This window comes from Salipaludibacillus sp. CF4.18 (genome assembly GCF_051262595.1).
In the GTDB taxonomy this organism is placed as follows: domain Bacteria; phylum Bacillota; class Bacilli; order Bacillales; family Salisediminibacteriaceae; genus Salipaludibacillus; species Salipaludibacillus neizhouensis.
The window spans coordinates 183,038-206,998 of the sequence record NZ_JBIMEV010000004.1; the positions used below are offsets into that span (position 1 = coordinate 183,038).

The 23,961-nt window shown below is 38.3% G+C and carries 20 protein-coding genes, 1 pseudogene and 1 riboswitch; of the genes and pseudogenes, 12 read left to right on the forward strand and 9 right to left on the reverse strand.

Annotated features, from left to right (window positions below):
- Window positions 1-141 precede the first annotated feature (141 nt).
- From ACHABW_RS04850 to ACHABW_RS04865, 4 genes and pseudogenes are all read left to right on the forward strand, one after another.
- Complete coding sequence (locus ACHABW_RS04850) at window positions 142-501, forward strand: hypothetical protein (protein ID WP_435754306.1); 360 nt, start codon at window positions 142-144, stop codon at window positions 499-501.
- A 274-nt stretch (window positions 502-775) separates the two neighbouring features.
- A pseudogene (locus ACHABW_RS04855) lies at window positions 776-1,463 on the forward strand (SDR family oxidoreductase).
- Between the two features lie 227 nt (window positions 1,464-1,690).
- Window positions 1,691-2,548 (forward strand): MurR/RpiR family transcriptional regulator, encoded by an 858-nt coding sequence (locus tag ACHABW_RS04860; RefSeq protein WP_435754307.1) that lies wholly within the window; start codon window positions 1,691-1,693, stop codon window positions 2,546-2,548.
- 207 nt (window positions 2,549-2,755) lie between these two features.
- Window positions 2,756-3,982 carry a CynX/NimT family MFS transporter gene (locus ACHABW_RS04865; protein ID WP_435754308.1) on the forward strand — a complete coding sequence of 409 codons (1,227 nt, stop codon included), beginning with the start codon at window positions 2,756-2,758 and terminating at the stop codon, window positions 3,980-3,982.
- Window positions 3,983-4,027: 45 nt separating this feature from the next.
- Here ACHABW_RS04865 and panF read toward each other — a convergent pair whose 3' ends face one another.
- The gene (gene panF, locus ACHABW_RS04870) at window positions 4,028-5,485 is read right to left on the reverse strand and encodes a sodium/pantothenate symporter (RefSeq protein ID WP_435754309.1); all 1,458 of its coding nucleotides are present in this window, start codon (window positions 5,483-5,485) and stop codon (window positions 4,028-4,030) included.
- Window positions 5,482-5,784 carry a YhdT family protein gene (locus ACHABW_RS04875; protein ID WP_435754310.1) on the reverse strand — a complete coding sequence of 101 codons (303 nt, stop codon included), beginning with the start codon at window positions 5,782-5,784 and terminating at the stop codon, window positions 5,482-5,484. Before ACHABW_RS04875 ends, panF begins: the two co-directional genes overlap by 4 nt.
- Window positions 5,785-6,024: 240 nt before the next feature.
- Between ACHABW_RS04875 and ACHABW_RS04880 the strand changes: the two genes are divergently transcribed.
- Window positions 6,025-6,996, forward strand: coding sequence for an NAD(P)/FAD-dependent oxidoreductase (locus ACHABW_RS04880; protein WP_435754311.1), 972 nt, complete (start codon window positions 6,025-6,027; stop codon window positions 6,994-6,996).
- A 31-nt stretch (window positions 6,997-7,027) separates the two neighbouring features.
- Here the strand turns inward: ACHABW_RS04880 and ACHABW_RS04885 are convergent, their stop codons facing one another.
- Window positions 7,028-7,723, reverse strand: coding sequence for a response regulator transcription factor (locus ACHABW_RS04885; RefSeq protein ID WP_435754312.1), 696 nt, complete (start codon window positions 7,721-7,723; stop codon window positions 7,028-7,030).
- Between the two features lie 167 nt (window positions 7,724-7,890).
- A riboswitch (cyclic di-GMP riboswitch) is annotated at window positions 7,891-7,978 on the reverse strand.
- 159 nt (window positions 7,979-8,137) lie between these two features.
- Window positions 8,138-8,437: a hypothetical protein gene (locus ACHABW_RS04890; protein ID WP_435754313.1), complete on the reverse strand. Its 300-nt coding sequence runs from the start codon at window positions 8,435-8,437 to the stop codon at window positions 8,138-8,140.
- 140 nt (window positions 8,438-8,577) lie between these two features.
- Here ACHABW_RS04890 and ACHABW_RS04895 point away from each other — a divergent pair, with 140 nt between their 5' ends.
- From ACHABW_RS04895 to ACHABW_RS04910, 4 genes are all read left to right on the forward strand, one after another.
- A complete protein-coding gene (locus ACHABW_RS04895) occupies window positions 8,578-9,273 on the forward strand; it encodes a response regulator transcription factor (RefSeq protein ID WP_435754314.1) in 696 nt (231 codons plus the stop codon).
- Window positions 9,254-10,681: a HAMP domain-containing sensor histidine kinase gene (locus ACHABW_RS04900; RefSeq protein WP_435754315.1), complete on the forward strand. Its 1,428-nt coding sequence runs from the start codon at window positions 9,254-9,256 to the stop codon at window positions 10,679-10,681. The genes ACHABW_RS04895 and ACHABW_RS04900 overlap by 20 nt, the downstream gene beginning before the upstream one ends.
- A gap of 237 nt (window positions 10,682-10,918) precedes the next feature.
- Window positions 10,919-12,214: a S1C family serine protease gene (locus ACHABW_RS04905; protein ID WP_435754316.1), complete on the forward strand. Its 1,296-nt coding sequence runs from the start codon at window positions 10,919-10,921 to the stop codon at window positions 12,212-12,214.
- A gap of 149 nt (window positions 12,215-12,363) precedes the next feature.
- Window positions 12,364-13,236, forward strand: coding sequence for a peptidylprolyl isomerase (locus ACHABW_RS04910; RefSeq protein WP_435754317.1), 873 nt, complete (start codon window positions 12,364-12,366; stop codon window positions 13,234-13,236).
- A 483-nt stretch (window positions 13,237-13,719) separates the two neighbouring features.
- Here the strand turns inward: ACHABW_RS04910 and ACHABW_RS04915 are convergent, their stop codons facing one another.
- A complete protein-coding gene (locus ACHABW_RS04915; RefSeq protein WP_435754318.1) occupies window positions 13,720-14,451 on the reverse strand; it encodes a MurR/RpiR family transcriptional regulator in 732 nt (243 codons plus the stop codon).
- Window positions 14,452-14,559: 108 nt separating this feature from the next.
- On the opposite strand from ACHABW_RS04915, the gene ACHABW_RS04920 reads away from it, so the two are divergent.
- A complete protein-coding gene (locus ACHABW_RS04920) occupies window positions 14,560-15,915 on the forward strand; it encodes a 6-phospho-beta-glucosidase (protein WP_435754319.1) in 1,356 nt (451 codons plus the stop codon).
- Between the two features lie 151 nt (window positions 15,916-16,066).
- Here ACHABW_RS04920 and ACHABW_RS04925 read toward each other — a convergent pair whose 3' ends face one another.
- The 4 genes from ACHABW_RS04925 to ACHABW_RS04940 all read right to left on the reverse strand — a co-directional run bounded on the left by ACHABW_RS04925 (window position 16,067) and on the right by ACHABW_RS04940 (window position 22,155).
- Window positions 16,067-19,480, reverse strand: a complete 3,414-nt coding sequence (locus tag ACHABW_RS04925; protein WP_435754320.1) for an efflux RND transporter permease subunit — start codon at window positions 19,478-19,480, stop codon at window positions 16,067-16,069.
- Window positions 19,477-19,944, reverse strand: coding sequence for a MarR family transcriptional regulator (locus ACHABW_RS04930; RefSeq protein ID WP_435754321.1), 468 nt, complete (start codon window positions 19,942-19,944; stop codon window positions 19,477-19,479). Before ACHABW_RS04930 ends, ACHABW_RS04925 begins: the two co-directional genes overlap by 4 nt.
- Window positions 19,945-20,139: 195 nt before the next feature.
- The gene (locus ACHABW_RS04935) at window positions 20,140-21,486 is read right to left on the reverse strand and encodes a sensor histidine kinase (RefSeq protein ID WP_435754322.1); all 1,347 of its coding nucleotides are present in this window, start codon (window positions 21,484-21,486) and stop codon (window positions 20,140-20,142) included.
- Complete coding sequence (locus ACHABW_RS04940) at window positions 21,487-22,155, reverse strand: response regulator transcription factor (RefSeq protein ID WP_435754323.1); 669 nt, start codon at window positions 22,153-22,155, stop codon at window positions 21,487-21,489.
- Window positions 22,156-22,584: 429 nt separating this feature from the next.
- On the opposite strand from ACHABW_RS04940, the gene ACHABW_RS04945 reads away from it, so the two are divergent.
- Together ACHABW_RS04945 and ACHABW_RS04950 are read left to right on the forward strand one after the other, a co-directional pair.
- Window positions 22,585-22,992: a VOC family protein gene (locus ACHABW_RS04945; RefSeq protein WP_435754324.1), complete on the forward strand. Its 408-nt coding sequence runs from the start codon at window positions 22,585-22,587 to the stop codon at window positions 22,990-22,992.
- 90 nt (window positions 22,993-23,082) lie between these two features.
- A complete protein-coding gene (locus ACHABW_RS04950; RefSeq protein WP_435754325.1) occupies window positions 23,083-23,928 on the forward strand; it encodes an NAD-dependent epimerase/dehydratase family protein in 846 nt (281 codons plus the stop codon).
- The last annotated feature ends 33 nt before the right edge of the window (window positions 23,929-23,961 follow it).

A 23,961-nucleotide genomic window follows, 5' to 3' on the forward strand; every position in this document is an offset into this window, starting at 1 on the left:
CCCTGGTAACTCCTCTAAATCGCATCTAGGTGCTAGACCCTCCAATATATTCAATAAAAATAAATGAATAATTGTACTATCACTTTCTAGGCACATGTTGCATATAACACAGTAGACAATATTACGGAGAGGAATGTTTAGATGTATCCTTATCGTTACTATCCAAATCCTTATCCTGTTTACCGGCCGGAAGATGTATATCCCCCTGTAGAAATCGATATTTTTCAGCAATCTTTGTCTACTTCTCAAAGCTTGCTTCAGCATGGAATGACATTGATAAACGGGTTTTATTCTGAAGCATTTATTCGCCAGTTTATGAATGCTGCTCAAGCAGGAAAACACGAAGAAGTTCATCGACTCATACAGACAATAGGAGTGCCCGTAGATATAGAGACATCTTTTAACCCGAGTGGCATCACATTTACACTGCGTGATAGTCAAAATGATTCCCCTTGTTGTCGGTTGAAGCTTTATTTAACATGGGGAAGATCCTTTAGATAACGTTTAAAAACAAAGCTACACGGGCAAATTTAATTTAACGATCTTTTGAAAAAGGCTATTTCCTAGCTGATAATTGATTACTTCTTATAGAGGTGCTCTAAGTCGCTACTGGCGTCCACTTTCGTGGTCAACGCTTCAGCCTTCTCGGGATAATCGCCCTATGTGGATTGTGGGGTCGTTGCTATTTCTGCTGGAATTCTTCGCCTTTCGTTTCTTCGAGTTTATTCATAAAAAAAATTGCCTTTTTGAAAAAAAGAATTAGGAGGAAATTTAGATGGATAAGTATGATTCTTTAAATGGAAAAGTTGCTCTTATTACTGGTGAAGGTTCCGGAATTGGAAAAGCCTCTGCTGTATTTTTAGCTAAGCAAGGAGTTAAGGTTTGTTTAGTCGATTTAAAGGAAAAATCCGCTGAAGAGACAAAAGCTGCTATAGAAGATAATAAAGGAGAAGCATCTATTGTCGAAGCAGATGTTTCTAAACCCAAGGAGTTAGAGGTCGCTTTTAAAGAAACAGTAAATCAATATGGTCGTTTGGATATTGTTTTTGCCAATGCTGGCATAAATGGTACCGTTGCCCCCATTGAGGATCTTCAACCGGAAGAATGGGATGAAACGTTGACAACGAATTTTAAAAGCACATTTCTTACATGCAAATACGCCATTCCTTATTTAAAAGAGAACGGTGGCAGCATTAGAATTAGCGAATTATCACATTCGTGTCAACATTATCTGCCCAGGTGCAATAAAAACGCATATCGGTGAAAATACTTTTCCGAAAAAGGACAAGCTAGAAAAAATTAAAATTCCCGTTGAATATCCCGAAGGAAGTCACCCTCTTGAGCATCATTCAGGTAACGCTGAGCAAGTAGCTAGTCTCGTTTCCTTTTTAGCATCAGACGCCTCTAGTCATATAACAGGAACGGAATTATTTATTGATGGAGCAGAATCACTGCAGAGATGACAAAAGCCATAGCCGTGAAGGTTCTGTCCGAAAGGTTTATAAAGACTTATTAAGGCAGTATTATGCCAGAAAATCCTCTTCTGTCTCAAGAAGTAAAAAGTATTAAACCAATTCCCATTTCAATTACCTCCTTTCGTTAAATTCGTTTATACTATGATTAGTAGAACTTCTAAAATTAAATGAATAACTAATAAAGTATTTCCAACTTCACGAAAGGAGTTTTTCAGATGGTTGCAGCAGAAAATAGACATTGCAAACACCGGATAAGAGCTTCTTACCACTCTTTCCGGGAAAAAGAAAAAAGAATTGCTGATTACATCCTGGCCCATCCTGAAGAAATTGTTCATTCAACGATTAGCCAAGTTGCTGAGAAACTTCAGGTAGCAGAGGCAACAGTCTTTCGTTTTTGTAAGCACATAGGTTTTAAAGGTTATCAAGCGATGAAAATAGCCCTAGCCTCAGAAGTCAACACAGGAATGAAAGACATCCATGAAACCATCCAAGAGGGCGACGACGAACAGCTTGTCGCAGAGAAAGTATTCAAAGCTAATATACGCACATTAGAGGAAACATTAACAATTATCGATGGTAATGATTTCAAAAGAGCTGTAGACATGATCTTAAGCGCTAATCGCCTAGAGTTTTATGGAAATGGAGGTTCTGGTGCCATTGCCCTTGATGCTCATCACAAGTTTATGCGTACCGGGATCCCCTGTATTTCATATAGTGACTCCCACTTTCAGGTGATGTCCGCATCTCAGCTTACGGAAAAAGATGTCGTTGTTTTAATTTCTCATACTGGAACAAACCGGGATATTCTCGATGCCCTGGAAATAGCAAAAGAACAAGGAGCAATGACGATCGGCATTACAACACTTGCAAAATCACCTCTCAGCCAAGGTGTTGATGTGGCTTTGTATACGGTATCAGAGGAAACAGATTACCGTTCAGAAGCACTTTCTTCGCGTCTAGCGCAGCTTACATTAATTGATGCTCTTTATGTCAATGTGAGTATGCAAAGAAAAGAACTTATGAAGAAATCTTTAACAAAAGTGCGAAAAGCTATTTCTGCTAAACGAATCTAAAATAGAGGCACTCCCAAAAGATACAAAACCTTTTGGGGGGTGCCTTTATTTTCAATATAAAATAAATATAATATTACTTCACTACCTATCTACCAGTTTTTACGAGTTAGTTTCATCCTTCTTTCATGTTAATTGGCGTAAAAAATGGTAGTATGAATGAAACATTAAAGCAAAGAAGTTCTACGAATGTGAAAGGAGCCTTCACTAATGGGTCAAAAGCAACTTTCAACAAAACAGATATCCGTCCATAATATGATATTGATTTTAGGAATTATCTTCATTGCATTTAACCTGCGACCTGCAATCACATCTGTAGGACCATTAATCAGTACGATACGAGTGGAATTAGGAATATCAAACACTCTAGCAGGTCTTCTAACTACCCTTCCCCTATTAGCATTTGGAGTATTTTCTCTAGTTGCTCCTAAAATGGGCCGTAAATTCGGAAATGAGCGAACAATTTTCTTTGCTCTTCTTACTATCTTCACTGGCATCCTCCTTCGTTCCACAGGTTTAGTAACTGCCTTATTCATCGGAACTGCTATTTTAGGGCTAGGAATAGCTATCTGTAATGTGATAATATCTGGTATTATTAAAGACAAATTCCCCGGAAAACTAGGAATGATGACTGGCATTTACATTACTTCTATGTCCATTATGGCTGCTCTTGCCTCTGGTTTAGCTGTTCCTTTGGCTGAAAACTATAGCCTCGGCTGGGAGAAATCTCTTGGTGTATGGGCACTCTTACCCTTGATTGGGATACTTATTTGGCTTCCCCAATTAAAAAATAAACACACAAAAGCAAAAAACTCTGTTAGTGCAAAAAGCTCTATTTGGCGTTCCTCACTTGCCTGGCAAGTGACACTTTTTATGGGACTTCAATCCTGTATTTATTATTGTCTGATCTCGTGGCTTCCTGAAATCCTATACAGTCAAGGGATTGATGTTGTAACTGGAGGCTGGCTCTTAACGGTCCTTCAATTTGCTGGTCTTCCAGCAACTCTGTTAATACCAGTTCTTGCAAGTCGCATTTCTAATCAACGTCCGATTGTGGCTAGCATTGCTATTCTGTACCTTCTCGGTTTTATCGGAATTTTTTTAAGTGAAAATATGATCTTAGTCGTAGCCTTTATTATTGCATTAGGTGTGGCACAAGGGGCGGGAATTAGTCTTGCTCTAATTCTATTCGCTTTACGAGCCGAAAACGCAGAAGGTGCAGCTAATTTATCCGGTATGGCACAGTCCGGCGGATATTCATTAGCAGCAATAGGCCCATTTTTTATGGGATATTTATTTGATTCTTTTCAAACATGGACTCCAGCTTTTGTGATGTTTGGAATTCTATGTATCGGATTACTCATTGCTGGTCTTGGAGCAGGCCGAGATTTATATATATTGCAATCTGAACAAAAACAAGCAAAGATGAAAGCTTAATTTTTCTAGAAATTAGAGGGTGACGTAAAAGTCACCCTCGTTTCATTAGATTGTTTTTGTCGGAAAATAATAGACTTCCCGTTTGATCAGCAAGCTAGCACTAATAAACGCTAAAAGGGATAATATAACAGGGACCACCACGGCATGAACGCCAAACAGGTCACCATACTCACTATTAAATCGAAAAATGATAATGTAAGAAACGAGTCCTGTAATCATAGAAGCGATAGCCCCGTATTTATTACTGTACTTCCAATAAAGACCAAGTACGATTGGCCATATAAACGCCGCTTCTAATCCCCCAAATGCAAATAGATTTAAGTAAATCAATAATTCCGGAGGGTTAATCGCTAAAAGAAACACGATAATACCTAGAAATGCAGTCACACCCATACTTACTTTCTTCACATGGCTATACGTTGCTTTTGGCTTCATATAATTAATATACACATCCTTAACAATCGAAGAACTTACTAGTAAAAGCAGGGAGTCCACTGTTGACATCATTGCTGCAAGCGGAGCAGCCAAAACCAAACCAGCAAGCCACCCCGGTAAAACCTCCAGTGCGATTAACGGGATAACCTGATCCGCCACCTCAATACCTGGTAGAACTGGACGCGCAAACACACCAATTAAATGCATATTTAACATGATAAAACCAACAACAACCGTGCCAATCATTAACGCACGGTGCATCGACTTCGAATCCCGATAGGACATCGCACGAACGGCGACTTGAGGTAAACCAACAACCCCTACCCCAACTAAAATCCAGAAAGAAGACACGTAAAGACTGGTGAGTTGACCTTCATGACCATAAGGCGTGATGAGATTCGGATTTTCAACCATTAAATCATTAAAAATCTGATCCAACCCGCCACCGGCAATAACCACACCAATTAAGAGGATAAGTGTTCCACCAAACATGACGAATCCTTGAAGAGTATCTGTAAATGCTACTGCACGGAATCCGCCAATAATTACGTAGATTAACACAGCAATGGCAAACACGAATAAAGCTGTTTCATACGTTAGTCCTGTTAAGGACTGAATTAAGTAGGCCCCACCAATCCATTGCGCTGCCATTGCAGCGAATAAAAAAACAATGATACTAAGCGCAGAAACCAATACAACAATCGTGCTTTTATATCGTTCTCTTAAAAAGTCAATCAATGTAATTGCTTTATACCTGCGAGCAACAATTGCGAACTTCTTCCCTAATATTAGCAGGACAAAATAACCCGTCGCAACTTGTGTCATTGCAAGTAAGACCCATCCTAAACCAATCGTATACGCAGCCCCTGGTCCCCCAAGAAAGCTTGAAGCACTTCCATACGTAGCGACCATTGTCATCGCTAGAACGAGCCCGCCAAGTTCCCGGCCTCCAAGAAAATAATCACTTAAAAAAGAAGTGGATTTAGCCATTTTCCGGTTGGACCAAACCCCTATAAGAAAAATAACTACTAAAAATAGAATTAAAGGCAATAACACATCCCAATTCATGATGAATGCCCTCCATTCCCCGTGTCATCTTCATCTTCCAATGACATGTCAACAAGTACAAATTTGACAACGATAAAAACAAGGATGACCATCACAATAAAACCGACAATACAGCTCCAAAAAAACCAAGCCGGAAATCCAAATACGTATGTATATTCCTCCGGGGCTTTCGATCCCATTGTATATGCAAAACCATACCACCAAAGAATATTTACCAATGCAAGTATAACCCCGATCCACGCCTCGCGGTGCGCAATTTTAAAACGTCGCTCTGTCGTCCGCTCCGGTATTCTATACATCGTCACTGCCCCCTAGATTTTCTAACCTTCCACAATTAAATAATCGTTCTTATTTATTTACATACTAAAGAATTTTCTTTCAATGAGCAACTTCTCTTGCCTTGCAGATACCGAACGTGTTTCGTTGTCACCTTTTTTTCAATCTAGTATAATAAATCGATAATAGGACAGTTCAGGGTGGTAGTTTTTTAGAAACTGTTGTTTTGGAAGAGTAAGAAAGATAATGAGAGGGGTTTTACTATGAATATTACAGTCATAGGCGGGGGACTTGCTGGTGTTTTTGCAGCTAAAACTCTTATTGAAAAAGGAGAAACAGTAACAATTATAGAAAAAAGCAGAAGTATTGGCGGTCGTATGGCTACAAGACGTATAGGAGAAGGACGAGCAGATCACGGTGCCCAATTTTTCACTGTCCGTTCGATTGAACTCGAAAAACTAACGGAAGAATGGTTAGAGAATAAGTGGATCAAACGATGGTTTGGAGATGATTACCCAAGATATTCAGGTATGGAAGGGATGAACTCGTTCATTAAAAAAATCGCTCAAAATCTGCCTGTCACTCTTCAGGAACGTGTCGATCATATAGAAGCTAAAGACACGGAACTGATTCTATCGACTAACACAGGAAAAAAATACACCAGTGATGCTGTTGTATTAACAGCACCTGTTCCTCAAGCATTAGAATTGCTAGAAAAATCGCCAATTCACGTAACAAATCAAGATAAGAATTCCCTTGCTGCTTCAAAATTTAAACCTTGCTTCGTCGGATTACTCACACTAAAGAAACCTGTTTCTATAGGTGAGAATGGAATAATTTCTGATCACGTACCTGCTGGTGTCGATAAAATTGTAGCAAACGATCAAAAAGGAATATCCCACTCGCCAATCTTATCTGTCTATATGAACGGTGATTGGAGTAGAGATCACTTTGCCCTAAAAGATGACGAGGTGCTTAACGAAATAGTAGCTATTCTCTCACCAGACCTTATTGAATCTAATAATCTATCGGCCTATCAATTAAAACGTTGGCGCTACGCGGAAGCGACACACGTGTACAGAGAACCTTTCTTAAAACTGAAAAATTACCCGATCTTCATTGCAGGCGACAGTTTTTTAACAAAAAATGATACTAGTGGCCGAACGAGAATCGAGAGTGCTATTCTATCGGGTATTCGAGTCGGAGAGGCCACTTATCGGGATTCACGTTATTGAATTTTAAGGAAGCGAACTCTTTATAACTTCGTTACCGTTGTCCTTCAACCCACCCGCACTTAATCGCTTTTACCAGTGCATCTGTGCGGTCTCGTGCACAAGTTTTTTTAATAAGTCGACATACAATGGTACTAATCGTTGACTCGGCAAAATAAAGTTTTTCAGCGATATTTTTATTGTTTTTTCCATCAAGGATCAATTGCAGAACAATTTGCTCATTCTTTGATAATTGAAGGTCAACCTTATCTTTAATAAGAACAAGCTGTTTAATCGGCATACTTTTGTATTTAATATGATCTATCTCATTCACAATATCTTTATGAAAGTCTGCCTCTAAAAAAATTCCTGTATTTAATAAAGTTTGCAACACATTTGAATAATTATCCTTTAAATAAGATAATGAAACTAACCCGCTTATCGGAAATGATAAAGTAGTAAGTAACTCTTTATGGAGAGGATTTTTACTTATAAGTAAAATGTGACAGTCTTCTTTCCTTTTAAGTTCATGTATTTTTTCTAATATTAAATTCAGTGAATATTTATCGTCATTATCAAACGAAAAGAAAATCCAATCTTCTTTAGTGTCCTTCTGTTGTTTTAACGTAAGGGCAATAATTTCCTCTGAAATTTTTCCTCTTAAACTTCCAGACAAAATGTCGGAGCTTTGATCATAGTAGATGATTCTAGATTTAAGTGATTGTACTTCTCTTTTTTTAGTAAGATTCATTCTGAAATTCCCTCCTTAAGTAGTAATACTAGTTAACATCATTCATTACTCAGAGCAACTAAATTATATAGTATTTAAGTACTTATTTATGGAACACAAAAACCCCACCAAAAAGAATGGTGGGGTATGAAAATAAGGTTACTTATTTTCAAAAGAGTCCAACTCTTTTCGGTAACCCGGCTGTCTTAGCTTTTATAAAGCCTTAGACCCGAAGCTTTGCGTCCTTATTTTTCAATAAGTTTGCCATTATCGAAGTTTATCGAATTATAGGTAATAGGTATTAAGTAAAATTATAGTCTTTTTTCGATAGAATGTAAACGTTATATGAGAGAAACTCCGTCTTAAATAGATAAACAAAGCCTCTCAAAAGTTAATTTCCAACTAATTGAAAGGCTTTGTTCAGTTTAAATATGATTATTCGGTGTCGTATATCTCTGATTCTGTTAAGTGACCTTCTTTAATTATTGTGTCATCAATGTTATCGGACGTAACAGCAATCGGATCTAATAAAATAGAAGGAACCTCGATTTGACCGTTGTCAGTTAGTGAATCTGTCCCAATTTCTTCACCGGCAGCAATCTGCATCGCCAGTTCAGCAGCTCTATTGGCAATCAAATTAATTGATTTATACACTGTCATAGTTTGTGTGCCCTCAACAATTCGTTGAACACCATCAAGTTCAGCATCTTGACCGGATATTGCTCGAAGAACCAAAAGGAAACCACTAGTATGTATTTGTTATTCCCCTTCATGTATCATGAAGAAAAGCAGCAACATCCATGAAACGAGATAACATTAGAAAAATAATTTAAGAAAAACGCATAGCGTCAAAAAAACTAAGGAGATAACTATCAATGACGACCATATTAGTAATTGAAGACGAAGAAGCCATTAACCATGTTCTGCGCGTTTTTTTACAGCGAGAAGGTTGGCATGTTATTCAAGCATTCAACGGAAACGAGGGAATCGATGCCTATTACGATCATCACCCAGATTTAATCTTACTGGATGTGATGCTTCCTGACCGAGATGGTTGGAGCGTCCTTCATGAAGTGCGTGAAGAAAGTCAGTGCCCTATTTTAATGCTGACTGCTCTCGGTGACGTGCAGCACCGACTAACAGGATTGAACAGTGGCGCTGATGATTACATCACGAAACCTTTTATTGCCGATGAAGTTGTCGCTCGAGTTCATGCCGTCCTTAGGCGTGTGACTACCCCTTCGGAAGAAAGAGATAATTCTACCTTTACCTACGGAGAGCTCACGATAAACGAATCCACTAGAGACGTTCGTATTGGAGGAAATATTGTGGCCATCCTTCCAAGAGATTTTAAGCTTCTTCTTTATTTGGCACGAAATCCAAACCAAACATTGACGCGCGAGCAACTATTAGAAAATGTTTGGGGTCAGGACTACGAAGGCACAGATCGAGCTGTTGATTTATCCGTCAAGCGGATCCGGCAAGCATTGAAAGATTGGTCAGATGACGAAGGTGAACTAACGACAGTAAGGGGAATGGGGTATCAGTTCCGTGTCTACACGAAAAAATAAACGGATTCCACTGCTCCAACATTGGACAAGACGTTATTTAATGACCCTTGTTGTCGGACTTATTGTAATCGGGATTATTTCTGCTCTTTGGATTCGCCACACTACTATAGAAAACCGGATTGATTTAACACGGTTTATTGCAGAACAAACCGCGGCACAAGTTGTTAATTTACAAGAAGATGAGACAACCCTGGAGGACACTCCAGAAATTAATCCTCAATTTCGAGAAGAAACAGAGATTTTTGTTGTGGATCCAGGAGGTTACACGCTTTCTCCATATAACCGTCAAGGTGGTCTCTCCATTCGAAGATTCCCTACGACGATATTGGATAGCGAAGAGGATGTTCAAGTTGTTGATTTAACGAACGAAGGAGACCGTTTCTATGTCGTGAAGGCCCCTATTGAAGATCAAGACGTTCTTTTTGGCTGGGTGCTTGTTTTACAAAAAGAAGAGTTTGTAACTTCTGTCCAACAAGAATATCGCCAACTCACCATGATGCTTTTAAGTATGGCGGTTCTTGGATGGGCGGCAATCTACTTTCAATTACGCCGATTAGTTACACCGATTAAATATGTCTCTAATGGTGCTCGTAAAATTAAAGAAGGCACGTATCAAAAAATGGCACTTACTCCAGAATCTATTAAAGAGGAAGAAGTCTATGATTTAGTGGAATCCTTTAATGAGATGGCCAATCGTCTTGAACAGCTGGAAGAAACGAGGACGGCACTGCTAGCCGGTGTGACACATGAATTAAAAACACCCGTCACCTCGATTAGCGGGTTGTTGCAAGCACTTGACCAGGGCGTTGTTCAAGGAGAGGAAGCGAAATCTTTTGTGAAGTATTCATTAAAGGAAACGGAAAAACTACAAACAATGGTCGAGGATTTACTCGTTTTCAATTCTTTAGCCGTCGATGCTATTCCGATGAGGAAAGAGCCGCTGCTTATCGCCGATGAAATCAAAGATGCCGTTAATCAATGGCGGGTAAATCGTACACAGTGTGAAGTAAGACTCGACATTTCTGAAGAGGTATTGGATGTCGAGGTGGATCTTGATATCGTGCGTTTCCAGCAAATCCTAACAAATTTAATGAATAATGGTGAACAAGCGATGTCTGGAATTAATCATGGAACAATGTTTATTCATGTTTTTGTCCGTGACAAGAATGTATTTGTGCAAGTTTCAGATGAAGGGATCGGAATACCCTCTAATGAACAGGAGTTAATTTTTGAGCGCTTCTTCCGCGGTGAAGGGAAAAAGTATCAGACAAGAGGACTTGGACTTGGTTTGGCCTTGAGTCGAATGCTTGCTGAGGGGCTGGGCGGTAACCTGACACTGACTTCGAGTGGTGATGAGGGTACTGTATTCACATTATCCCTACCAATTGCATCAGGTGAAGAAAAGTAATTTGCGTTAATAAAGTTTAGTCGCGTAATGACAGTTGCGCTGCTAAACTTTTTTTATTTGCCTCTGTTATGATGATTTTTCAATATCGTCATTCATTTTTTAACAGAGTCTTTTAGTAAAAATGGAAAATTACTTTTTCACACTTTTTGAGATTTCCGACATCTAGCCGACATAATCGAAGTCTATTATTAGAATCAGTTAAGAAATGCATTTGAAAAAAGAAAGGGGATTTTATATATGAGTAACTATGATGAGTATAAAGATGAAGAAACGGAAAAATCAAATCCGTCAGAGAGGGAAACGATTGAGACCTTAGTAGTCCCTGAGAAAAAACAAAAATCAGCTGGATGGCTTCGTACCTATATTTTCCCTACAGGAAGTGGTTTTATTGGAGCAACTATAGCAGTGTTAATTTTGTTTCAAACGGAGATTGTCGGCCCTGTTACGGCAGAAGAAAACCCGGATTCCACCAATGAAACAGCAGAACAGTCATTAGAAGCAACAGAACTATCTAGTATGTCAGGAGACGCTTTGATAATTGAAGATGTCATCGAAAGTGCTTCAAAGTCAATCGTAGGAATCGTTAATATCCAGCAAGAATCTTGGCAAACACCTACTGGTCAAACAGCGCAGTCGGAAGAAGGCGTAGCAGCCGGAACTGGTTCCGGTGTCATTATCGATACAAACGAAGATTACACATACATTGTTACGAATAACCATGTTACGGAAGGCGCCAATGAGATTGAAGTTTCTCTAGAAAATGGTGAGACGAGAATTGGCGAAGTGGTTGGTTCTGACACTTTAACCGATTTAAGTGTTGTTCAAGTCGAATCCTCTGAAGATGACATTGCCATGAAGTTCGGTGATTCTTCTGCGTTACGAGTTGGCGAAGAAGTATTAGCTATCGGAAATCCACTAGGGTTGGAACTTTCTAAAACAGTCACACAAGGAATTATCAGTGCGATCGATCGTTCGCTTGAAATTGATACATCCGCAGGGTCATGGGATTTATCAGTAGTTCAAACGGATGCAGCCATTAATCCAGGCAACAGTGGTGGAGCACTTATTAATAGTACAGGTGAGTTGATCGGCATAAATAGCTTGAAAATAACCGACAGCGGCATAGAAGGTTTAGGTTTTGCTATACCTAGTGATGAAGTGCAGCCAATTGTCGAAGAGTTAATCGCAAACGGTTCGATCGCTCGCCCTTACTTAGGAATTGGTTTAACTGATGTAGCTGAAATTCCTCCATTTTATATAGAAGAACGTGGGCTCGAAGTGGAAGAGGGCGTATTAATTACCGCAGTCGAAGAGGGTTCTGCAGCTCAAACAGCGGGTCTTGAAGTAGAAGATATCATTCTTTCCATTGAAGGCGAAGCTATAACAAACTCTGCTGATTTAAGAAAAAATTTGTATAGTGCGTATTCGATAGGGGATGAAATTAGTATTACTGTCCTCCGCGATCAAACAGAGCAAACGGTCCAGCTCACCTTAACGAGTAATCAGGTTGATGATGAGATAAAAATTAACTAGAAGTCATTTCTCGAATTTGCACGGGTGGAGCTTTCCAAAGGTACTCTGAAGTCTTCGCCCTTAGCTTCTTCGTGGATTCCATATAATCAACAAAGCTTTTGAAAACAGCCTAATATAAAAATAAAGTACTATTAAAAAGGAGTTTTGAGATGTCGTCAACAAATAAAAAGTTACTTGGTTTAGGTTCATTGCTACTCATTATCACCATTGGATCTTTGCTAGTTTTTATGAATCAACAAAACGTCGTAGCTTCAGTAGACGGGGAAAAGATTACGAAAGATGAACTGACGGAGTTCTTAATGGATTCTTATGGTACCCAAGCTGCAGAAACGTTGGTCACAAGTCGTCTCATCGAAAAAGAGGCAGATGCAAATGAAGTAATTGTTACTGACGAGGAAATTGAAACGGAACTAACTACTTACATCGATCAATATGGTGGCGAAGAAGCATTCGCGACAATACTTGAAACTAGCGGATTATCGATGGATTCGTTCGAAGAAGAAATTAGTCAATATTTAAAAAGTGAAAAGCTAGTTGCTGAATGGGTTGATTTTACCGATGAGGAACTCGAAACTTATTTTGAAGAAAACCGGACACTGTTTGATGTGCAAGAACAAGTACAAGCAAGTCATATTCTAGTAGAAGATTTAGAAACGGCGGGAGAAGTTGCAAAAAAAATTGAGGATGGAGAAGACTTTAGTGAGCTAGCAGCTGAATATTCAACAGATACATCTAACGCAGATTCCGGTGGAGAACTTGGTTACTTTGCGAGAGGCGCCATGGTAACGGAATTTGATGATGTTGCGTTTCAAATGGAAACAGGCGATATCAGCGAGCCAGTTGAAACCGAATTTGGTTTTCATATCATTAAGATGACAGATTATGTGGAAGAAAAAACAGTCGAATACAACGATGTTAAAGACGATGTTTATGCTGCTTTATTGGAAGAGCAATTTAGCACACAATACAGTGCATGGATGACGGAAATAATGAGTAAGTATGAGATTGAGTATACTCTTTAAATCCGAACAGAGTATTTATGCGGGATAATGTTATAGGTTGTCCAAAAAGGTTTTTTGAACCTTTTTGGACAACCTATTTGTTTGAGAGCAAGCGATGAAACAACGCGTTCCTATTTAGGAACACGTTTCTTTTCCTCCCTTTTTTAACTAAACATCACATACCCCTTTACCGATTTCTGCAAATAAGAAATACTAAAGGTATCACAAAGAAATCACACCATTAATATTGTTTTCCTTAGTATCTTATTCACTTTTAAGCGATGCAAATGATATCAATACAAAAGTATTTTCAAGGAGGTGAGTGTCAGGAGAATGAATAGTTATTTGGCTTTTGATAATAGCGGTGAATTAGAACGACACCTTCATTAGATTGATCAAGTGCTTCATGTCGAAGCAGATACTTGTTACTTTAAGAATATGCTGGATTAGTTGGTGCCTTCGCTTTTTACCGCCAAAAATATCTTAAAAAAGAGTAGTTCATGATTATACCTTATGCAAGGATTCGTATGTTGCTTTCCCTAAGGTTTCAATTAAATAAAGAACAGGTAGTTGCGTTGTAATATTCGCTTTTTCAATGAACTCAGTATTTATATAATACGGAAGAGGGTAATCAGACAATTGTGCGACAGTACACGTTTTCGTATTCGTTATACTAACGATCACCGCTCCCTCCTCACGTAGTCGGTGAAGCTGTGAAATAATATGAGGTGTCTCTCCAGAAACCGATAACACAATTACAATACTATTTTTCATGTATTTTCCATGCACTGGAAAGAATGGGTCATTGATTGCGAGTGAGAATTTCTCTAAACTCGAAAAATACCGTGCCCCGTATTCTGCCAGTATCCCTGAACTACCTGTTCCAAGAAAAATTAAGTGTTCAGATTTAGCAATAAGATTTGCAATATCCTGAATCTGGCTTTGGTAATCTGTTTTCAATGTACGCTCAAGAAATTCATTCATCGTCTCATAGGTGTTATGAATAAAGTTCGTTTCCTTCTTCGATAAATATATCTTCAACTTCGTTTTAAATTCAGAAAACCCATCACAGTCAAGTTTTCTACAGAATCGCAAAATCGTCGTAGGGGAAACGTGAGTAGCTTCAGCCAGTTCACGTATTCTCATAAACGTGACCTTTTCACTATTCGCCAAAATAAATTGATACAACTGGGCATCTAATTCAGAAAATCTTGCAAGTTGTTTCGTAGTAAACATAACAGGCAACGTCCTTTATACACGTATTCTTTCCGATCATTGTCTATTATACAAATGATTTTGTACTTATGATAGAAAAGTTAATTATAAAAAAAAGGGGTTTTTAAAATGACTGAAAAAAACAGCGTTAAAATTGTAACTATTGGCGGAGGATCCAGTTATACTCCAGAACTTATTGAAGGATTTATTAAGCGATATGACTCACTTCCTGTTCGTGAGCTTTGGCTTGTAGATATACCTGAAGGGGAAGAAAAGTTAAACATCGTAGGTGCTCTCGCGAAACGTATGGTTAAAGAAGCCGGCGTTCCTATGGAGATTCATTTAACACTAAACAGACAAGAAGCTTTGAAAGATGCCGACTTTGTTACTACTCAGTTCCGTGTCGGCTTGCTTCAAGCTCGTGCAAAAGATGAGCGTATTCCTTTAAAACATGGTGTCATCGGACAAGAAACAAATGGACCAGGTGGTCTTTTCAAAGGATTACGTACAATTCCTGTTATTTTAGATATCGTCAAGGATATGGAAATACATTGCCCAGATGCTTGGTTAATAAACTTTACCAATCCTGCAGGTATGGTTACAAAAGCGATCTTCCGCCACTCAAACTGGAAAAAGGTTGTTGGTTTATGCAACGTGCCCGTCGGTATGAAAATGGGTATTGCAAAAGCATTAGACGTTGAGCCTGAAAGAGTACAGGTCGATTTTGCTGGCTTGAATCATATGATCTATGGTCTCAATATTTATTTAGATGGAAAAATTGTCACAGAAACGGTTATTGAGAAAATAACTTCAGGAGACTCATCTATTACAATGCAAAACATCTCTGATTTAGGCTGGGAACCAGGATTTTTAAAAGCTCTTAACATCCTCCCATGCCCTTACCACCGTTATTACTATAAAACAGATGAAATGCTTGCAGAAGAGACAAAAGATGCGAGTGAAAAAGGAACGAGAGCTGAAGTTGTACAAAAGCTTGAAACCGAGCTATTTGAACTTTATAAAGATGTTAACTTAAGCAAAAAGCCAGAGCAACTTGAACAACGAGGTGGCGCATACTATAGCGATGCTGCCTGCAATCTAATTGACTCGATCTATAATGACCGCGGAGACGTTCAACCTGTCAATACATTGAACAGAGGAGCAATCGGAAGTATTCCCAATGATTCTGCCGTTGAAATAAGTTCTATTATTACAAAAAATGGTCCGAAGCCAATTGCTATTGGTGATCTTCCAGTATCTGTTCGAGGACTTGTTCAGCAAATAAAGTCTTTTGAGAGAGTAGCTGCAGAAGCAGCAGTTTCAGGAGACTACGATAAAGCCCTTCTTGCCATGACAATTAATCCACTCGTTCCTTCCGACACTGTAGCCAAAGTTATTTTAGATGAAATGCTTGAAGCTCATAAAGAGCATCTCCCTCAGTTCTTTACTAAGAGTGCTGCCAAGCCTCAAGTAGTTAAAAACTAGATCATTAAACAATCGAGTAGGAGTACTAACTCCTGACCTCTCGCCTTCTTGACTCAGAACTTTAACCCTATATGCACACGTGCCTAGGCATCAAAAAAAGGCAATGGAGATTTCTCTCCATTGCCTTTTCAGCTATTATCTTTGTCCTATCCTATTCTTCATCCTTCTTTCTTCGTTCTCTTTCAATGACACCTTCTAGTAAATCTAGTAACTCTAGTAACTCTTCTCTTCTACTATCATCTTTCTTGTTACGAGGTTGTTGCGTTTCTTGTTCCTCGTTTAATAATGGTTCTTTCTCTTCTTCGTCTAACTCTATCTCTATATTTTGCTCTTCTACATCATAGTCATATTCTTTCTCAGGTAATTCTCGATAGTAATCAGACACATCTTGTTCTTCTTCTAGATAACTTTCTGACGGTAAAGCATATTTTTGTTGTTCTAATTCTTTTTGTTTATTACTTCTGTCATCAATTAAATATGCTGGAATTAATTGACCATCAGGAGTGACATACTTTTTATTCAAGTTTCGAGTCTCTTTATCAAAGAAACTGTATACAACCGGAATAAATAACAATGTTAAGAAAGTTGAGCTAATTAAACCACCGATGACTGTTATTGCCATTGGCTGTTGAATTTCTGAACCTTCTCCAAGTCCTAAAGCTAAAGGCACAAGTCCAAGAATTGTAGTAATGGATGTCATTAGAATCGGACGAGCACGATCTTTCACTGCCTCAACCATTGCATCGTAACTGCGCATTCCAGATTCTTTCAGTTTATTCATGTAATCGACTAACACAATCGCATTGTTTACAACGATTCCAGCCAATACAATCAGCCCTATAAATGCCATGACACTTAATGGGGTTAAGGTTAATGTCAACCCTAGAGCCACACCTATAATTACTAATGGGACACTAAACATAATGACAAGTGGATATTTAAATGACTCAAATTGCGCTGCAAGCACTAAATAGACAAACACAAGAGCCAGTAACAGAGCTAATGTCAGGTCACTCATCGCATCTTCCACTAATTCCTGATCACCTGTGAAATCTACAGAAGTTTCCGTAGGAATGTCAAGGTCATCAATTGTCGTCTCTGCCAACTCCGACATTTCGCCGAGATTATATTCATTTCCGTATTTAAGTGTAAACTGGACAGAAGCCTGTTGATTAATCCTGTTAATCGTAATCGGCCCTTCTCCTTCTTCTACATCAACCACTTCATTAAGAGCCACATACTCTCCTGCATCATTTCGGAGCAATAAATTTTCTACGTCCTCAATGTTCGAAGTGAATTCTCCTGCATACCTAACGTGTACTTCATAAATATCATCTGATTCTGTCACAATTTGTGTGGCAGTTGCACCATTCATTTTCTCATTTAACATTTGAGCAATTTGAGCTGGTACAAAACCATTTTCTCTCGCGGCTGCATCATCAACATTAAATTGAATTTCCGTGACAGTATCTGTTAAATCACTTGTAACTTCATTAAATTCACTCATATCTTGAAATTCTGCAAGTATTTTGTTCGACTCTTCCTCTAAACGAGTTGGATCAGAGTCTAACACGTTAAACGAAATCGTATTTGGTGCACTTCCCATTAACGACTGCTGTTCAACAGATACTTCCGCATCCGGTGCTGCTCGTTCTACATCTCTGCGGATCGAATCGGCAAAATCCGCTGTTGATATGTCTCTGTCCTCTAAAGCTTCCATCGTAATGAATATGGAAGCTTCATTCGAACTGGAACCTCCCAATATCGCAGCTTCACCACCACCGGATCCAACAGTACTCATATAGTGTAAAATATCATCTTCTTCGTCTAAAGTATTCTCAATATTTTCAACTGAAGCAGATGTCTCTTCAAGAGGTGTACCATTCTCCATTTCAACACCAATTTCGAAATACCCTTCATCTGTTGCTGGAATAAACTCGACTCCTACTTGCGAAACACCAAATGCTCCGGCAACTAAAAGTAAGAATGTTATTCCCATTACTCCTAAGCGATGCTTTAAAGCCCATTTCACCGAACTGCCGACAGTTTTGATAAACTTACTGTCTTGACGCTTTTGTTCGATATTTTCAGTCGGAGTTTTCAAAAACTTGCTAGCCAACATCGGAACTACTGTTAATGCTACTAGTAGTGATGCTAGTAAACTAAAGGATACAGTAAGTGCAAATTCCATGAAAATATTTCCAACTATTCCTGAAATAAATATAACAGGTAGGAAAACAGAAATTGTCGTCAATGTAGATGCTGTAATTGCACCACCGACTTCTTTCGTACCCTCAAATGCAGCTTTTTTAGGGTCTTTTCTCATAGATAAGTGCCTGTATATGTTTTCAATAACAACAATTGAGTTGTCTACAAGCATACCAATTCCTAATGCCAGACCACCTAATGTCATAATATTTAATGACATGTCAGCGAAGTACAATAGCACAAAGGTTACAATCACTGAGAATGGAATAGCAAGTCCTACGATCAATGGTGTCTTGACGCTTCTTAAAAATGCAAAGAGTACTAAGACCGCAAATAATCCACCTAGAATTAATGCAGAAGACACACTGGAAATCGCTTCTTCCACGTAGTCACCCTGATCAAAAAGCATTGCTACTTCAAGATCACTATATTTTTCATCTTCTAATAGTAACTCTAACTCCTCATTAAATTGCGAAGAGATTTCTGCCATGTTGCCATCTGATTGCTGTTGAACACTCATCATAATGGCTGATTCTTGATTTGTTCTCGTAATTGCTCCTGAGCTTTCTGCTAATAAATCGACAGAAGCAACATCAGCTACGGTTACATCATCTCCTGTTTCTGCATCCACAGTGAGGACAATGTTTTCAATATCTTCTGTACTAGTCATTTCAAATAGCACTCGAGTCGTATATTGCAGGTCGCCACTTTCAACGATTCCTCCAGGAGACGTTACATTATGCGCTTGAATCATTTGCACAACATTCGATTGATCAAGACCAAATTCCTCTAATGCTTCCTGATCCAGCTGTACTTGAATTTCATCAACCTCTTGTCCTGTCATATCGATAGAAGCTATCCCATCTAACTTCGATAACTCCATACTTAAATCATTTGCTAATTCATCAAACTCACCTTCCTCACCAAGTGAAGTCAATGAAAGTTGAATAATTGGTAACTGAGACGGATCAAATTTCAAGAAAGTTGGTGACCCCGCATCAGATGGTAATACTGCTTGGCTCATTGAGCTTCTTATATCATTTTCCACATCGTCCATCGACGTGGCCCATGAAAATTCCAAAATCGTCATAGAAGAACCTTCCATTGATATGGAACTAATATTATTTAAACCAGGTACAGTTGCCAAACTTGTTTCCAACGGGCGAGAAACTTTATCTAACACTTCCTCAGGTCCCGCATCGGGGTAACTCGTCACAACAGCGCCTATCGGGGGATCAATATCCGGCATTAATTTCAACGGAATATTCGTTAGCGAGATTGCTCCCAGCAGTAAAAACAAAATCATTGTTACAATAGTAAAGACTGGTCTTTTAATCGAAAACTTGGTGATATTCACTCATGTTCCTCCTTGTGTTCTACAATGATATTTAAAAATTTATGGAAGCTTTTTTTAAAACTAAGTAAATCTTCTTCCTCCATTTTTGATAAGTACTTAACAAAAACATTGGACTTAATTGCATCCATTTCGTTCAATATATCTCTTCCTTTTGGACCTATCTTGATTAATGTTGTTCGGCGATTCGAAAGCTGGATTTCCCGTATCACTATGTCTTGTTGTTCAAACTTGGCAATAATTTGACTCACTGCACTTGGAGAGATCGAAAGATAACTAGCTAGATCTTTTACGTGCTTAATATCTTTTTTCTCAATTAAAAACAAAATCATTTGTTGATTATAAGATAGGTTCATTACACTTTTCCCTAGTTCACAATCAACCTCGTTGCCAATTTCATGCCTTAAGAAAAGGGTGATATCCAAAACAACATCTTCTAATTCCTTTATTATTTTTTGCCTCTCCACTAACACCCCACCCTATAGTTAAGTTAGTAAACACTTTAGCTACTAAATAAAGATAACATGTCAATATGAACTGAATATGAACAAAGAAATTTTTTTAGAAATGCATGAATTACCCTTCAAACAAACAATCACTCAGAAACTAAAAAAAATAGACTGCTTCCCCTAGTAGAGTTTAGCAGTCGTCATTAAAACCTATTATCCACTTGTTGGAATCGTCACCGTAAATGTGGATCCTCTACCTTCCTTACTCTCTACATCTATCGAACAATGGTTAATCGATAGAATTCTTTTTACAATAGCTAATCCTAAGCCATTCCCTTCCACACTTGTTCTCGCTTTATCTACCTTATAAAACCTGTCAAAAAGGTATGGAATTTCTTCCTTAGGAATTCCCTTTCCTTTGTCAGTGATAGATACTTTTGTCTCGCTCTCTTTCTCCGTCATGGAAATCGTAATAATACTATGTTGAGAAGAGTATTTAATGGCGTTTGTTAATAGATTTACCCATACTTGTTCAAATAAATCTTCATCACCCGTCACTTCTTTTCGGCCCAAGTCGAGATGAATTTGAATATCTTTCTTTTTCCAAAGAGGCTCTGTCGTAAGAACTGATCTTCTAATTTGCTCATCGAGTTTGAATGTAACAGGATGAAATGGATGGTATTCAGAATCGAGTGAAGCAAGCTGTAATAAATTTTCACTTAATCTGGATAAACGATCGGTTTCTTGATAAATAATATCCAAATATTCTTTTTGATTTTTGACCGGCACAACCTCATCCCGGATAGCCTTCGTAAAACCTTTAATAGAAGTCAGCGGGGATTGAATTTCATGAGAGACATTACTTACAAAATCATCCCTCATTTTATCAATTTTCTCTAATTCAGATGCCATATAATTGAAGCTTGTAATTAATTCACCTATTTCATCTTTGTTCTTACTCTTTAATCGAACCGAGAGATTGCCTGTTGCCATTTCCTTTGCCGCATTCGTTAACTTCTTTATCGGATTAACGAAATATCGGGAAGCAAATAAAAATAACAGGCTCCCGATAAACAGCACCAAGAATAAAGTGCCAACGATAATTTTTCTGAACCCGTTAACCTCTTCTTCATAATTCATATGAATAAACATGGCATGTTGCTCATTTGAGATCTCAATTGGAATGCCTACTGTTCTCGTTGCTTCTTTTTTTATATATGGGAGTATGGCTGGTGGCCTCTCAGAATTCAAAAAAGTCTCTTGCGTTTCCTGATCCACTGTAAAAGAAAAATCCGTTGGCGAATAAGTGACCCCGTCTTCATTGACTAACATTAAATCAAAATTAAACTCCCCTAATGTTTCTATCAATTCGGGAATACTTTCTGGTTCCGTTATTTCAATAAGCTGAGCTACACCGGTGGCAATTTTAGTGACTTCCTCATCAAAAATAACTTCTTCATTTACAAACAAGGAAGTGATAGAGTAGGATGTTAGAATGCTTATAATCACGACACTAATAAACGTAATGATAGTTCGTATGTAGAGACTTTTTGTAATCAATTATATTTCCTCCAACCGGTATCCTAACCCTCTTACAGTCGTAATTTTAACATCTGTAATTGGTCCTAAGTTTTTCCTTAGGCGTTTGATGTGAACGTCAACGGTTCGATCATCACCTTCGTAATCATATCCCCAAATTTTTTCAATTAATTGAGCACGTGTAAATATTTTCCCTAGTGAACTTGCCAGTTCTGAGAGCAGTTCACATTCCTTCCTTTTTAATGACACTGTTCCCTCGGGAGACTGGACAGTTAATTTCTCAATATCTATCGTAGCTGAACCTACCTTAATACCATTATTTGCTATCGAATTTGATCTCTTTAATAAAGCTTTCACTCTCAGAATTAGCTCCACTGGGTCAAAGGGTTTCACCAAGTAATCATCCGTCCCGGCGCTAAATCCCCTGACTTTATCCTGCGATTCCCCTTTTGCAGTTACCATCAGAATCGGGATCGTTAGAAAGGATCGAATATCTTCTGTGAGCTCGATGCCGTCAATACGAGGCATCATCACATCAACGATTGCCAGGTCTATTTTCTCATGAGATAAAAGATCCAAAGCTTCTTGTCCGTCATATGCTTCTAATACAAAGAAATTACTATTTTCAAGATATAACCTCATCAATTTTCGAATATGTGCATCATCATCGACCACTAAAATTCTGTTCATAAAAATCCTCCGTTTTATCTCTAAGAAAAACGCGTATCGCGTCTTTTATTAAATACAGCGTTATCTTCCACCGCCATCTTTTAAGTATCAAGGGTGGGTTTCCCTTGATGCTTGCGGTGTGAAGATAGCTGTCAATTTTATAAATTCTCTAAATAAATGAAACGACCACGATAGTGCGAGAGCCTTGTCTTTATGCTAGCCCTCTTCGTTTCTAGTATTTCTTTCTGTTTCTCTATTCCTTTAGAAGTATACTCTACTTCTAATTATATTTCTGTATACCTTTTCACTGCAAATTTAATATCTGTTGTTTTATATCTCTTTTTAGCCACACATTCTTCATTTATATTAGATAATTTAAATCACTTCACTACCATTAAGGCTAATAATTCTATACACTAATAGATGCAGGTATTAAAAGGAGGCGAATTTATGATCAAAGGAATCGGTCATTTAGCGTTAACTGTTAAAGACATGGATAGATCTTTGAAATTCTATTGTGAAGTACTTGGTTTTGAAAGGGCTTTCGAGATTAAGGATGATCAAAATAATCCTTGGATAGAGTACATCAAAGTTGCTCCTGGACAATTTATTGAGTTGTTTTACGGTGGGCTTCGAAAACCAGAAAGTATTGATCATGCAATTGGAGTGGATCATCTTTGCCTTGAAGTTCATGATATTCACGAAATTGCCGATCATTTAATACAACAAGGCATCACATTAGATGTTGAACCACAAAGAGGAAAAGACCATAACTATCAATGCTGGGTAAAAGATCCTGATGGGAATAAAATTGAATTTATGCAGCTAGATCCATCATCCCCGCATATGAATTGTTAATTTAATAGGATAGCAATTCAATACTTGCTTAATGATAGAGTTAAATGAACATAAGTGTAGGATTCTTATATTAAACAAGGAGTGTTATATATGAAAAAAGTAGTTGTCACAGGTGGAAGCGGTCTACTAGGTCGTTGGGTTGTAAAGGAATTTCTTGAACAAGGGTACGAGGTTATTAACTCGGATTTTAAAAAACCAGAAGAGCCCTTATGTCAGACTGTAACAACAGATTTAACTGATCTGGGGGAAGTTTATGGTGTTTTACAGGGAGCAGATGCAGTTGTTCACTTAGCTGCTATTCCTCAAGCATACATATTTTCAAACGAACGTACATTTGAAAATAACGTGATGTCTACTTACAACATCCTTGAAGCCGCGGAAGGATTAGGTATTAAAAAAGTTGTTCTGGCTTCCAGTGAATCTTCGTATGGAATTTGTTTTGCCAAAAATCCGCTTGAGCCTAAGTATGTGCCAATGGATGAAGATCACCCACAGTTGCCAGAAGACAGTTACGGGTTGTCTAAAATTGTAAACGAACAAACGGCAGAAGCGATAAATCGTCGATCTGGCATGCAAGTTGTTTCCTTCCGCTTAGGTAATGTGATTTCACCTGAGATGTATGCTAATTTTCCTTCGTTTATCCATGATCCTACACAAAGAGATCGCATTCTTTGGAGTTACATCGATACAAGAGATGCAGCAACAGCATGCGTCAAAGCTATTGAAGTTGATGGTCTAGGTGCAGTAGCTCTTAACCTGGCCGCTGATGAAACAAGTATGGATATTAAAAGTCGCGATCTTATGAAAAACCGCTTTCCAAGAACAGAAATAAGAGGTTCAATTGATGGATTTGAGTCACTATTAAATAGTGATAAAGCCAAGCAATTGCTCGGGTGGAATCCCATTCATGTATGGCGTGACTACGTGAACGTTTAACTAATAAAAAACGCGTAGAGTCTTTTATTAAAT

Excerpts from the sequence above, each read along its gene's own strand:
- ACHABW_RS04850 (WP_435754306.1), top strand. The coding sequence starts at position 142 with ATGTATCCTTATCGTTACTATCCAAATCCTTATCCTGTTTACCGGCCG.
- ACHABW_RS04860 (WP_435754307.1), top strand. The coding sequence starts at position 1,691 with ATGGTTGCAGCAGAAAATAGACATTGCAAACACCGGATAAGAGCTTCT.
- ACHABW_RS04865 (WP_435754308.1), top strand. The coding sequence starts at position 2,756 with ATGGGTCAAAAGCAACTTTCAACAAAACAGATATCCGTCCATAATATG.
- panF (WP_435754309.1), bottom strand. The coding sequence starts at position 5,485 with ATGAATTGGGATGTGTTATTGCCTTTAATTCTATTTTTAGTAGTTATT.
- ACHABW_RS04875 (WP_435754310.1), bottom strand. The coding sequence starts at position 5,784 with ATGTATAGAATACCGGAGCGGACGACAGAGCGACGTTTTAAAATTGCG.
- ACHABW_RS04880 (WP_435754311.1), top strand. The coding sequence starts at position 6,025 with ATGAATATTACAGTCATAGGCGGGGGACTTGCTGGTGTTTTTGCAGCT.
- ACHABW_RS04885 (WP_435754312.1), bottom strand. The coding sequence starts at position 7,723 with ATGAATCTTACTAAAAAAAGAGAAGTACAATCACTTAAATCTAGAATC.
- ACHABW_RS04895 (WP_435754314.1), top strand. The coding sequence starts at position 8,578 with ATGACGACCATATTAGTAATTGAAGACGAAGAAGCCATTAACCATGTT.
- ACHABW_RS04905 (WP_435754316.1), top strand. The coding sequence starts at position 10,919 with ATGAGTAACTATGATGAGTATAAAGATGAAGAAACGGAAAAATCAAAT.
- ACHABW_RS04910 (WP_435754317.1), top strand. The coding sequence starts at position 12,364 with ATGTCGTCAACAAATAAAAAGTTACTTGGTTTAGGTTCATTGCTACTC.
- ACHABW_RS04915 (WP_435754318.1), bottom strand. The coding sequence starts at position 14,451 with ATGTTTACTACGAAACAACTTGCAAGATTTTCTGAATTAGATGCCCAG.
- ACHABW_RS04920 (WP_435754319.1), top strand. The coding sequence starts at position 14,560 with ATGACTGAAAAAAACAGCGTTAAAATTGTAACTATTGGCGGAGGATCC.
- ACHABW_RS04940 (WP_435754323.1), bottom strand. The coding sequence starts at position 22,155 with ATGAACAGAATTTTAGTGGTCGATGATGATGCACATATTCGAAAATTG.
- ACHABW_RS04945 (WP_435754324.1), top strand. The coding sequence starts at position 22,585 with ATGATCAAAGGAATCGGTCATTTAGCGTTAACTGTTAAAGACATGGAT.
- ACHABW_RS04950 (WP_435754325.1), top strand. The coding sequence starts at position 23,083 with ATGAAAAAAGTAGTTGTCACAGGTGGAAGCGGTCTACTAGGTCGTTGG.